The sequence below is a fragment of the Pantanalinema rosaneae CENA516 genome, assembly GCF_050753385.1.
In the GTDB taxonomy this organism is placed as follows: Bacteria; Cyanobacteriota; Cyanobacteriia; order Leptolyngbyales; family Leptolyngbyaceae; genus Pantanalinema; species Pantanalinema rosaneae.
Window position 1 is genome coordinate 1 of the sequence record NZ_JBLZFZ010000104.1, and the last position, 10,697, is coordinate 10,697.

General features: G+C 50.7%; 12 protein-coding genes. 5 read left to right on the top strand and 7 right to left on the bottom strand.

Annotated elements, in window-relative coordinates:
* Positions 1–139 precede the first annotated feature (139 nt).
* Together ACN4EK_RS31090 and ACN4EK_RS31095 are read left to right on the top strand one after the other, a co-directional pair.
* The gene (locus ACN4EK_RS31090; RefSeq protein WP_431662318.1) at positions 140–469 is read left to right on the top strand and encodes a hypothetical protein; all 330 of its coding nucleotides are present in this window, start codon (positions 140–142) and stop codon (positions 467–469) included.
* Positions 470–478: 9 nt separating this feature from the next.
* Complete coding sequence (locus tag ACN4EK_RS31095; RefSeq protein WP_431662319.1) at positions 479–1,696, top strand: lysophospholipid acyltransferase family protein; 1,218 nt, start codon at positions 479–481, stop codon at positions 1,694–1,696.
* A gap of 69 nt (positions 1,697–1,765) precedes the next feature.
* On the opposite strand, the gene rpsN is transcribed toward ACN4EK_RS31095, so the two are convergent.
* A complete protein-coding gene (gene rpsN / locus ACN4EK_RS31100; protein WP_431662320.1) occupies positions 1,766–2,068 on the bottom strand; it encodes a 30S ribosomal protein S14 in 303 nt (100 codons plus the stop codon).
* A gap of 247 nt (positions 2,069–2,315) precedes the next feature.
* Here rpsN and ACN4EK_RS31105 point away from each other — a divergent pair, with 247 nt between their 5' ends.
* On the top strand, positions 2,316–2,993 hold the full coding sequence (locus ACN4EK_RS31105; protein ID WP_431662321.1) for a HEAT repeat domain-containing protein: 678 nt from the start codon (positions 2,316–2,318) through the stop codon (positions 2,991–2,993).
* A 48-nt stretch (positions 2,994–3,041) separates the two neighbouring features.
* On the opposite strand, the gene ACN4EK_RS31110 is transcribed toward ACN4EK_RS31105, so the two are convergent.
* From ACN4EK_RS31110 to ACN4EK_RS31120, 3 genes are all read right to left on the bottom strand, one after another.
* Complete coding sequence (locus tag ACN4EK_RS31110) at positions 3,042–4,469, bottom strand: serine/threonine protein kinase (protein ID WP_431662322.1); 1,428 nt, start codon at positions 4,467–4,469, stop codon at positions 3,042–3,044.
* Positions 4,470–4,549: 80 nt separating this feature from the next.
* Positions 4,550–5,191 carry a YdcF family protein gene (locus tag ACN4EK_RS31115; protein ID WP_431662323.1) on the bottom strand — a complete coding sequence of 214 codons (642 nt, stop codon included), beginning with the start codon at positions 5,189–5,191 and terminating at the stop codon, positions 4,550–4,552.
* 25 nt (positions 5,192–5,216) lie between these two features.
* Positions 5,217–6,071 (bottom strand): tetratricopeptide repeat protein, encoded by an 855-nt coding sequence (locus tag ACN4EK_RS31120; protein WP_431662324.1) that lies wholly within the window; start codon positions 6,069–6,071, stop codon positions 5,217–5,219.
* Positions 6,072–6,303: 232 nt separating this feature from the next.
* Between ACN4EK_RS31120 and ACN4EK_RS31125 the strand changes: the two genes are divergently transcribed.
* Together ACN4EK_RS31125 and ACN4EK_RS31130 are read left to right on the top strand one after the other, a co-directional pair.
* Positions 6,304–7,965 carry a hypothetical protein gene (locus ACN4EK_RS31125; protein WP_431662325.1) on the top strand — a complete coding sequence of 554 codons (1,662 nt, stop codon included), beginning with the start codon at positions 6,304–6,306 and terminating at the stop codon, positions 7,963–7,965.
* Between the two features lie 3 nt (positions 7,966–7,968).
* On the top strand, positions 7,969–8,463 hold the full coding sequence (locus ACN4EK_RS31130; RefSeq protein WP_431662326.1) for a DUF1648 domain-containing protein: 495 nt from the start codon (positions 7,969–7,971) through the stop codon (positions 8,461–8,463).
* Here the strand turns inward: ACN4EK_RS31130 and ACN4EK_RS31135 are convergent.
* The 3 genes from ACN4EK_RS31135 to cbiT form a co-directional block, all read right to left on the bottom strand.
* Positions 8,460–8,726 carry an FmdB family zinc ribbon protein gene (locus ACN4EK_RS31135; protein ID WP_431662327.1) on the bottom strand — a complete coding sequence of 89 codons (267 nt, stop codon included), beginning with the start codon at positions 8,724–8,726 and terminating at the stop codon, positions 8,460–8,462. The genes ACN4EK_RS31130 and ACN4EK_RS31135 overlap by 4 nt on opposite strands.
* 12 nt (positions 8,727–8,738) lie before the next feature.
* Entirely contained in the window at positions 8,739–9,944 is a 1,206-nt protein-coding gene (fmdA, locus tag ACN4EK_RS31140; RefSeq protein WP_431662328.1) for a formamidase, read from the bottom strand.
* A gap of 119 nt (positions 9,945–10,063) precedes the next feature.
* The coding region (gene cbiT / locus ACN4EK_RS31145) for a precorrin-6Y C5,15-methyltransferase subunit CbiT (RefSeq protein ID WP_431662329.1) at positions 10,064–10,697 on the bottom strand (634 nt) is incomplete at its 5' end.

The window sequence follows — 10,697 nt, forward strand, 5'->3', positions numbered from 1 at the left end:
AGATGTGTATAAGAGACAGATGGGGAGATGGGGAGGTGGGGGGTTAAGTTGCTAACTGTGACTGACGGTAACAGACTGCTGACGAGATGTGGCAGACTTACAACAGGAATAGCTGCGAGTTTTTGAGGCGATCGCGCTGATGATTGAACCGATTCCATCCATTACCTTACCCCCTGCCCAACATCCTCAACAGGAAGGCATCTGGTTGCGTGAGGCATTGCTGAAGTGGTTGGATCAAGAATTTATTCCAGAACAGGTGAATCAACAAATTGCCGAGCGTGCGGCTCAAATTTTTGTCCGGCAACGGATGGAAGGTGAAAATGATTTAGGGTCGCTGGTGTTGGCGATCGTGACGGAAATGGAGTCATTTGATTTTTCCACCAGCTTTTTTGGGCAATTTGCGGTCGCCAATGCAGTGAGCGATTTGCTGTTAGATAGCCTGGGCATCGATCGCTGCTGTGGTCAATAACTCATCACCATGTCTCAATCTCGTTCCGATTTTTTTCCGCCCCAACTGAATCTGCCCTTTGTGCGGTTTGCCCAACTGATTGCCCCCGGTGGAGCGTATTTGCTCTATCAAATTGAACTGGATATTGATTACGACAGCCTGAATCGCTTGATTACCCTGCGGGATCAGCAAGTGTTGTTGCTCCCGAACCATCCCACCTTTCAAGACCCGATCGCGGTATTCCTGTTATCGGGCAAATTGGGGCAAAAATTCTACTATCTAGCAGCCTATGAACAGTTTCAGGGAATTCTGGGCAAGATCTTTCAGTGGTTGGGAGTGTACTCGATTCGCCGGGGACTTGCCGATCGCGCCAGTATTGCCCAAACCTTAGAGTTGTTAACCCAACCCGGTTGTCACTTAGTCATTTTTCCCGAAGGTGGGTGTTCCTTCCAAAATGATACGGTGATGCCCTTCCGATCCGGAGCGGTGCAATTGGCATTTCAGGCAATCAATCGATCGGTGAAACAGGGCAATCCCATCCCCGATCTCTATGTTGTGCCGATCAGCATCAAATACCGTTACACCCAGGATATGACGGCGGTGATTGACCACACCTTGCAGCGATTGGAACGCGCTTTAAACGTAACTTCCGGTAGCAATCGGTATGAACGTCTGCGAGCGATCGGGGAGCGAGTCTTGACGCAAATTGAGCAGGAATATGGGATTGAAAATCATGCCACTGAGCCGAAATCCTGGGATCAGCGGATTGCCCGTCTCAAAGCGTATGTATTAACCAGTTGCGAACACCAACTCGGGCTGATGTCAGCGCCCAGTGAACTCGATCGCGAACGGGTTTATAAAATTCAGTATGCCTTGCAAGAAAAGGCGGAAGCCCTGGATACGAGCGTTACTGAAGTCCAGACTTTGCGAAATCTGGAGGCAATGCGGTGGTCAATGATCCGGATGCTCAATTTTGATGCGCTATACGATGGCTACGTTGCCGATGATCCCACTCCTGAGCGGTTTTTAGATACCTTAATCCGGTTAGAACGGGAGGTATTTAAAATTGATCAACCCCCACCCAAAGGACATCGACGGGCACTCTTACGGACTGGAGAACCCATCAACCTCAAAGATTATTTTGCGGCATACCAGCAGAATCGCTCCGAGACGATCGCCACTCTGGTCAAGCAATTTCAGCAAACCGTACAGTCCAATCTCGATCGCTTATCCCAGTCAGAGCGATAATCCCATGCAAAAACCAGGGCTAACATTAAGCTCACCCTGGTTCATGCCAGCCAAAACGTAACTAACTGACTACCAACTCGATTTGACCACACCGGGTAATAGTCCCTCGTGCGCCATTTCCCGCAATACGTTACGAGACAAGCCAAAATCACGGTAATAGCCTCTCGGACGACCTGTAACCCAGCAACGATTGTGCATCCGAGTTGGAGCGCTGTTGCGAGGAAGCTGTTGGATTTTCCGATGGATCGTGATCTTTTCCTGCTGAGAGGTTGCCGCCGAAAACTGCTCTAGTAGATCCTGACGTTTCTGAGCGTACTTCTCTACCAGCTTCTTGCGCTTTTTCTCGCGCTCAATCATGCTCTTTTTAGCCATGAATCGTCCCGTTGTTCCCAGATTGATAAAGACACAGTTATTAATTCTACCGAATTTGATCTGATCTTGACTAGGGGCAATCGCATTACCGAGCAGCCGCGATCGCTACAAACAGCGATCCAAGCCTCAGGAGGGGAAAATTCAGCCTTTTCTCTGAGGAATTTTTGTAGAAATCCCTCAAACGTCCTGATTCTGAGTTAAATTCAATCTTTATAATAAAGACAGCCTCATTATAAAGTTTTATAACGTGAATTCAGCAAATCTGGCATACCTGTCCACTCAGTTAGACAGCGAAAACACCAAAGATCGGATGTTAGCGCTGGCAGCCCTCCAACATGTTCCGGCAACCGATGCTTTGCCATTAATTAAGAAAGTTCTCAATGATGAAAGTTTGCAGATTCGGGCGATGGCAATTTTTGCCTTGGGAATCAAACAAACAGACGAATGCTATCCCTTGCTACTGGAGATTTTGACCAACGAAAAAGATTACAGTATCCGAGCCACGGCGGCTGGGGCTTTAGGGTATTTGCAAGATCCCCGTGCCTTTGAACCCCTGGTACGGGCATTGTATGAAGATACCGATTGGTTAGTCCGCTTTAGTGCAGCTGTCTCCTTAGGAAATCTCAAAGATCCCCGCGCCTTTGATGCCTTGATTCAAGCATTAGACAGTAAGGAGATTGTGTTGCAACAGGCTGCGATCGCGGCTTTAGGAGAAATTAAAGCGATTCAGGCGGTAGAACACATTCTGCGGTTTGTCCAGTCTGACGATTGGCTGGTGCGCCAACGGGTAGCGGAAGCCCTGGGGAATTTACCCTCAGCCAAAAGCCTGTCCGCCCTGCGGTATTTAGAGAAAGACAGCCATACCCAAGTAGCTCAAGCCGCTAGCTATGCCATCCAACAGTTGTTAGATCAACCGGGAAGCTAGTCAGTGTTTAGAGGGTAAATTAAATCGGTCGCGAAGTCCGTATCGGCTTCAACATTGATCCAGCCAGTCTTGCAGTTCTCGCGCTAACCAACGCTGTTCGGGCGGAGTCAGGTGGTGTCCCAAATGTTGATCGGCTGCCCACGATCGCTGCACCACCACCACCTCTCCCAGCATATTCGTAGAGACATGCTCGATCACCGGCAGCTTCAGACGATAGCGATAGATGCAACACCCCAGCACTCGCCATTCGATCGTCAGTTGCTGGCGATCGCCCTGCACCCGATACCGCCGGAGTGCGGCAAAGGGAGATTTCAGCCAACCCTGGGGAATTTTGAGAAACTCTTGATGAATCCCGCGAATACTGGTCAGCAACAGCCAGACGACGGCGGCACTGAATAGCACTAGCAAGAGGCTGCCCAAATTCAACCCAATTGCCGGGAAGACCTGCCACAAGCCATAGAGGCATAACGCTAATACCCCCATGATCCCGAGAATGTAGGCTCCAATCGAACTCGACATCAACACGAGCTTACTAATTGATGTTATGCAATCGACCGGAAAGAAGCGGGGACAGGCAGGAATCTCGATCAACAGTTGATGGGGAGAATGGTGAAACTGGATGCGGCTGCCTTGAGGAGGACGTTTAGCCTGTAAAGGATAGGTAATCGTTCGGTGTGCCTGTAAATCCGCTAGCGCCTGTGCCGCCGATCGATAGCGGTATTCTAGATTCGGTTCCGTTAAGGTGCTCACCCAGTTGACTAAATAGGCACTAACACTGACACGATCGCGGAACTGAATCCGCAGGTGCTCTTGCGGCAGATCGGCAGGGGCGATCCCCGTCAACAAATGAATTACCGTGGCTCCTAAGGCATACAAATCCGAGGCTGGTTCTGCTCGTCCCCAGAATTGTTCTAATGGAGCATATCCAGTGCTACCGACGATCGTGAAGGTGACACCCGTGACCGCCGCTTGATTTTGCACCGCTCCAAAATCGACCAGATACAGGGTGCGATCCTCGCCCAGAATCAGATTACTCGGTTTAATATCCCGATGCAGCAGGGGAGGAGTTTGCCGATGCAAGTAATTCAAAATCTGAAGAACCGCCACCGCCATTTCGCGAATTTGCGCTTCGCTAAACCGTTTGCCGCGATCGAGCCAGGTTTGTAGTGAGGCTCCAGGGATATAGTCCTGTACCAGGGCAAACCAACTCAGTCCCGCGCCCTCGGCAGGCTCGATCGTAAAATAATCCTGATAGCGGGGAATGCCGGGATGATCGAGATGCTGGAGGACATAGGCTTCTCGCTCAAATAGTTTCAGGTCTTCCCAGGTCATTTGGGGACTAAATGCCAGGAGTTTGACCACAACCTCACAGTCCGATCGGACATCCTGCGCTAACCAGGTTTGCCGACCCACCCGATCGCCGAGCAGTTGATGCAAGTGATAGCGTTCCTGTAAGACCGCTCCGCGAGTTAGCATAACGAGCCACCAGAGAGAAACGAGCCACAATTAGAAGATAGCTACTCACCCAGATCAGCAAATTTCGGTGGTCTGATCTACTACCGCACACTCTGCGTCTCGATCGTCGCTTCCGCCTGCCGACTCAAGCTAGCTCCAGTATGCCCGGTCAGCAACCATAAAATCGCTCTCGCCCCATCGCGGATTGACTTCTCCATCGGTTCGATGCTACTGCGGTGGGAGGGTACAACCACAGGCTTGACCGTAATACCCCGACTGCCAAACACAATTTCGCCAATCACCCGCGCCCGGCGCATGTGGTAATCCGAGGTAATCACATACACACTATTAATGCCTTTAGCCTGGAGTTGATCCACGATCGTCGTAAAGTTTGTCACCGTATCTACCGCCGCGCGATCGATATGGAGTCGATGCATATCAATGCCCGCGTCCGCAAACGTACCCTCGGTATATTCGGGATTACTGCCTCCGGATACCCAAATTGGCAGTTCTGGATATTGCCGAGCAAATATTGCCGCAAAATCCTCGCGCTCGGGTGCCCCGCCCAACACCAACACGGCTTGGGGGTGATCAAAATAGCTTTGCACCTGACGATAGCCTAACCAGAGAATCGGAATCAGTAGTGGTAGACCAAGATACAGCATTAGTTTGAACCGGAAACGCCGTGGCTGAGGTTGTGATCGCAGTTGACCTCCTGGGCGAGTGGCTCCCTTCAATCCCATGATAAATATCCGTATCGTGCAATGGCTATTGAGCGGGTTGTTGCGGTTGGGAGGCAGGATTCGTCCGCTCCTGTGCCTGGGCGATCGTCGCTTGAATCCTCGGAGTCGCTAAGAGTTTCCTCGTATCCGCTAAGAGGCGATCGCCCCAGAGATTTTCCTTCAGGAACTTTAAATCACTGTAACGGCTATCTAACTTAATCGCTGACTCACCTAAAACCAAGCCTTGTTCGCGATCGCCTTTGGTATACAGCGCCACGGCAATGGCAAGTAACGGTTCTGCGGCTTTCTCATCAATGGATACCGCCGATCGCCAGGAGCGAATTGCCCCATCAATATCCCCCGTTTCATATTTAATTAGCCCAATATTATTGATCGCCGGCCAAAAGTTTTTATCTAACGCAACGGCTTTTTCATACTGGGTCACGGCATTGGGATATTCCCGCAACATCAGATAAGCATTCCCCAGGTCAAATAACGCTCCTGGAACATCCGGCTTAATCTTCAAACCCTGTTTCAGATAGTTGACTGCCGTTGGATACTGCGCCTTCTGGAAATAGGCGGAGCCTAGAGCAAAAAAGACGGCTGGACTTTTATTATCCAGGCTCTGTGCCCGCTTCAGGGCAGAAATTCCTTCATCAAGCTGATTGGTCTGCAAATACAGTCCCCCAACCAGTGCCCAAAGTTCAGCGCTTTTTGGTACCAGTTGCGTGGCTAACTTAGCCCGTTGCATCGCCAGTTCATACTGTTGGAACTGTGCCAACTGGGATGCTTCCTTTGCCAAACTCAGCCCTTGCAGTTCTAGCTTGCTGGCATCTAACTGTAAGGTATGGGGCACAAGCATCTGAGCCGTGACTGGAGGGGCAATTCCCCAGACACCCATCAGGACAAGGAATGAAAGAACAGAAGCACGATTCGGCACGGTACAGCCTTTAGAAAAACGTAAACGTGATGTCAGATAGCTTAGTCGATCTCGCTGCGATCATGGCATAAATTCTGGCAAACCGTGAGTCATTGCCTCAAAAAAGTCAATCAGCCAGCGTAGAAATCAGGAAATTGATCGGGAGGCGCTCGATCGAGGGCATGCTGGAGATGACGTTAACCACGGTGATGGCATGAATCGCAACGATCGCAACGGTGGTCGCAGGATGCTAATCGGTAGCTTGTTCGTAGCCGGGGCAGTGTTGGCGTTTGGGTTGTATAGCATTAGTAATCCCAAGCCATCCTCTATGGCGGAACCTGAACCCAGCGATCGCAGTGATCGTGTCCAACTGGCAAAGGCAGATGCGAACCGTCCGAATGCGCGATCGCCCGTGGGAGTCAATATGAGCGAACTGGTGGATTGGACAACTCAATGGGCATTTGTGGATGCGTTTAAAATTTCGCGAGCCTGGATTGCCCAGAAACAAGGAGCCTCGTGGGGACAGGGCGGCACATTAAAGTTGACCCCCGAAGGCTGGATTGCGTCTCTAGAACCGGGACAATATGCCGAAACACCCATGTTTGATAACGGGAAGCGGTATCCCGCCGGGAAATACACTGTGTTTTATGACGGAGAGGGCAAAATTGGGTTTAATTACGGCAGTGGCAAAATTGTCAGTCAAGCGCCGGGTCGTTTGGTAGTGGAGGTGCAACCACAGGAAACAGGCATCGTGTTGCAAGTCTTGGAAACGAACCCTGCCAACCCCCTACGCAACATCCGCATGATTATGCCGGGGTTTGAGAACACCTACCAGAAACAACCCTTTCATCCTCTGTTTCTGGAACGACTATCCCAGTTTAGGGTGATCCGGTTTATGGATTGGATGAAAGCCAATGGTTCCCCCCTCAAAGAATGGTCCGATCGCGTCACCCCCCAACATTCGACGCAAATGGACGATCGCGGAGTTGCCCTGGAACACATGATTGACCTCGCTAATACCCTCCAGGCGGATCCCTGGTTTACCCTACCGCATCAGGCATCCGATGATTACGTGCGGCGGTTTGCCACGATGGTACGCGATCGCCTGGATCCCTCCCTCACGGTGTATATCGAATATTCCAATGAAGTGTGGAACTACGCCTTCAAGCAAACGCGGGATATAGAACAACGGGGATTAGCATTGGGGTTAGCCCCCGGTGATGGCGGTATGTCGATGATTCGTTACTATGCCCAGCGATCGGTAGAAATCTTCAAGATCTGGGAAGAGGTGTTTGGGGGCAGACAACGGTTAGTCCGGGTGTTAGCGTCGCAGATGGTGAATCCCTGGCTGGGGGATAAAGCCTTGACCTGGAAAGATGCCTATAAACACGCCGATGTCTATGCGATCACGGGCTACTTCAGTGGCAAAGGGATTGTGGAGCGCGAGAATGTCGATCGCACCCTGAAGATGACTCCCGATCAACTGATTGACAATATTCTGGAAGAAATCCGCACCGACAACCGGGAACTACTGATTAAGAATGCCGCCTTAGCCAAACAATTCGGCTTGAAACTGGTTGCCTACGAAGGGGGTTTAGGGCTGTATAGCAACCACATGGGCGACAAGGAACCCCAGATGACCGCTTTATTTAATCAAGTCAACCGTCATCCCCGGATGCGTGAGGTGTATCAGGAATATCTCAAGCTTTGGCGGCAGGTCGGCGGCGGCTTATTCAACCAATATCACTACGTGGGTGGCTTTAGTAAATGGGGTTCCTGGGGCGCATTAGAGTACCAGAACCAAGATCTAACCCAAGCCCCCAAATATCAAGGACTGATGGACTTCATTCAAGCCAATCCCAGTACCACTCCATGACCTATGAAAGCGCCAATTTATGCGATCGTCGGGTTAGTTGTCCTTGTCGCCCTGCAAACCCTATGGTTTTACCCGCAATTACCGGATCCGATTGCCTCTCACTTTAATGCGATCGGGCAACCCGATGGCTGGGCACCGAAGCCATTCTTTTTCCTGATTTATGCTGGGGTGGTGGCTCTGGATACCTGGCTGGTGTGGGGACTGCCCCAATGGATCGAACGCCGACCCGACAGCCAGATTAATTTACCCCATAAAGACTATTGGTTAGCCAGCGATCGTCGCCCAGCCACCTTTGCCTTTATTCAGCAACAGATGGGTTGGTTCGGAGTGGCTAACCTGCTGTTGATGGTGTACGTATTTCAACTGGTGATCAGTGCCAATCTGAATCCACCGCCCCAACTACCGATGATCCCGATCTGGACAGCGCTAGGCATATATTTGCTTTACACGATCGTCTGGTTAATCAGCTTTTACCAGCGATTCCGCCGTCCTACCTAATGACCCAACATCCAGGGGCGACCGCCGGTATGAGAGCGCGGTTGAGATGGCTTGGGTTCCGGAACGTGCCGCTGCACCAATTCTGGTTCCGATTTTTCCTGCCGTAGTCGGAACGATCCCGATAGTTGAACGGCAGGGGGTGAAATAATCCGTTTAGCTTCCTGGTTACAGGTGGGGCAGGTAGCGGGTTGGTGGCATTCTGCCATTGTGCGCCATTGGTCAAACACGCCACAGGTCTGACAGCGAAATTCGTATAACGGCATCGTTGTAGTGTCCTAAACGGGCAAAATGTTGCGATCGAAAATTTCCGTTGGGATAGCGATCGTACAGCAAGCATTGGGAATATCAACAATGCCACTTAAGCGACCTTCCACCGGAGCGCAACTGAGTAATAAGTAAGCTTGTTCCCCGGTAAAGCCGAACTTTTTCAGATACTCGATCGCATTCAAACAGGCGCGTCGATAGGCAATATGGGCATCCATAAAATACTGTTTGCCCGTATGTTCATCGACTGAAATCCCTTCAAATACCAGGTATTCCGAGTAGCGGGGTTCGACGGGTCCCGGCTTAAAGATCGGATTGACCATACTATATTTCTCCATGCCCCCTTTGATGATGTCCACATGTAGATCGATATAGCCAGACATCTCGATCGCGCCACAGAACGAAATTTCGCCATCGCCCTGAGAAAAGTGAATGTCGCCCATCGATAACTTGGCACCTTCCACATACACCGGGAAGTAAATCCGGGTGCCCCGCGATAAATTCTTGATGTCACAGTTTCCCCCATGTTCCCGAGGTGGGACTGTCCGGGCAGCTTCGGCAGCGACGCGATCGTACTCGGCAGGCGGTAATGTCCCCAGAATCGCATTCTTTGGATTGGGCAGTGCCGCCAGTACGGGAGTATCCCCAGTTACCCCCGCCCCATACGTCCGCAGATCGGGCATAGAAGCAACCAGTTCAGCTTCGCGTTTGTTCCAGGTTGCCAGCAACTCATGGGAGGGGGCACACCCAATTAAACCTGGATGCGTTAATCCAGCAAATCGTACTCCGGGAATGTGGCGAGTCGTTGTATAAATGCCTTGAAAATCCCAAATCGCTTTAGCCGCAGTTGGAAAATGATCGGTTAAGAAACCACCCCCATTCTCTTTGGCAAAAATGCCAGTAAAGCCCCATTCATCCCCTTGTAAAGCGCCAATATCCAGTAGATCAACGACTAAAATATCCCCTGGTTGTGCCCCATTGACCCAAATCGGACCACTGAGAACATGCACTACCGTTAAGTCAACATCGCGAATGTCATCAGGACTATCATTATTTTTAATTTGTCCATCTGTCCAATCCTTACATTCAATCCGAAACACATCACCGGGATTGACGGAAACTACGGCTGGAATATCGGGATGCCAACGGTTATGACCCGGCAGCTCTTGCTCATGCATCGGCTTGGTCAAATCGACTTTAAACAGCGTTTTCGGCATGATTTTGTGTGAACATCGGCTCAATTGTGAGAGCCATCATAGGAAGCCTGAAGAAGGGCAAATTGTGATGTTCACTACGGTTTTCTAATCTTAAGAATGACTTAGGAATGTCAAAATTGTTAATCCAACTTATCGCCACTCAGAATAAAAATTGGATCGATCGCGGCAAAGCGTTGATTAATGCCACGTTTCTCCAGCCGATTAATCGATGCCTGGATCACCTCTACATTCCGGACTTGCAATTCTGCAAAACTTTCCGAGACTTGATACAGATTTTCTAGATTTGCCGCGATTGCCACTACCCGTCCTTCTGGCTGTAAGCGTCGCCACACTTCACTCATAATCGCTTTAATCGACTTGCCACCACCAATCAGGACGCGATCGGGCTGCGGTAACGTGACTAAACAGTCCGGGGCACTGCCCTCAATCACCGTGACATTCTTCACCCCAAAGCGATCGCAATTTTGTCGAATTAAATTCGCGACATCGCCATCCCGCTCCACTGCCAAAATTTGCCCCTGGGGAGCCAACAACGCCGCTTCAACCGACATCGTTCCCGTCCCCGCCCCAATATCCCAAAATACCGAATCACCGCATAGCCGCAGCGAAGACAGCATCAACAACCGTACCTCTCGCTGACTCATGGGAATTCCCGGCAACCGTTCAAACAGGTCGTCAGGAATACCGGGGGTGACGTAAGACCAGAGGGAAGGGGGCATGGGGAGGTATGGGAGCTGTCTCTTATACACATCT

Bases quoted from the DNA above. Each gene is read 5' to 3' on its own strand.
- ACN4EK_RS31120 (WP_431662324.1), bottom strand. From the start codon at position 6,071: ATGGGTGTCTGGGGAATTGCCCCTCCAGTCACGGCTCAGATGCTTGTG.
- ACN4EK_RS31135 (WP_431662327.1), bottom strand. From the start codon at position 8,726: ATGCCGTTATACGAATTTCGCTGTCAGACCTGTGGCGTGTTTGACCAA.
- rpsN (WP_431662320.1), bottom strand. From the start codon at position 2,068: ATGGCTAAAAAGAGCATGATTGAGCGCGAGAAAAAGCGCAAGAAGCTG.
- ACN4EK_RS31130 (WP_431662326.1), top strand. From the start codon at position 7,969: ATGAAAGCGCCAATTTATGCGATCGTCGGGTTAGTTGTCCTTGTCGCC.
- ACN4EK_RS31125 (WP_431662325.1), top strand. From the start codon at position 6,304: ATGAATCGCAACGATCGCAACGGTGGTCGCAGGATGCTAATCGGTAGC.
- ACN4EK_RS31115 (WP_431662323.1), bottom strand. From the start codon at position 5,191: ATGGGATTGAAGGGAGCCACTCGCCCAGGAGGTCAACTGCGATCACAA.
- ACN4EK_RS31110 (WP_431662322.1), bottom strand. From the start codon at position 4,469: ATGCTAACTCGCGGAGCGGTCTTACAGGAACGCTATCACTTGCATCAA.
- ACN4EK_RS31090 (WP_431662318.1), top strand. From the start codon at position 140: ATGATTGAACCGATTCCATCCATTACCTTACCCCCTGCCCAACATCCT.
- ACN4EK_RS31095 (WP_431662319.1), top strand. From the start codon at position 479: ATGTCTCAATCTCGTTCCGATTTTTTTCCGCCCCAACTGAATCTGCCC.
- fmdA (WP_431662328.1), bottom strand. From the start codon at position 9,944: ATGCCGAAAACGCTGTTTAAAGTCGATTTGACCAAGCCGATGCATGAG.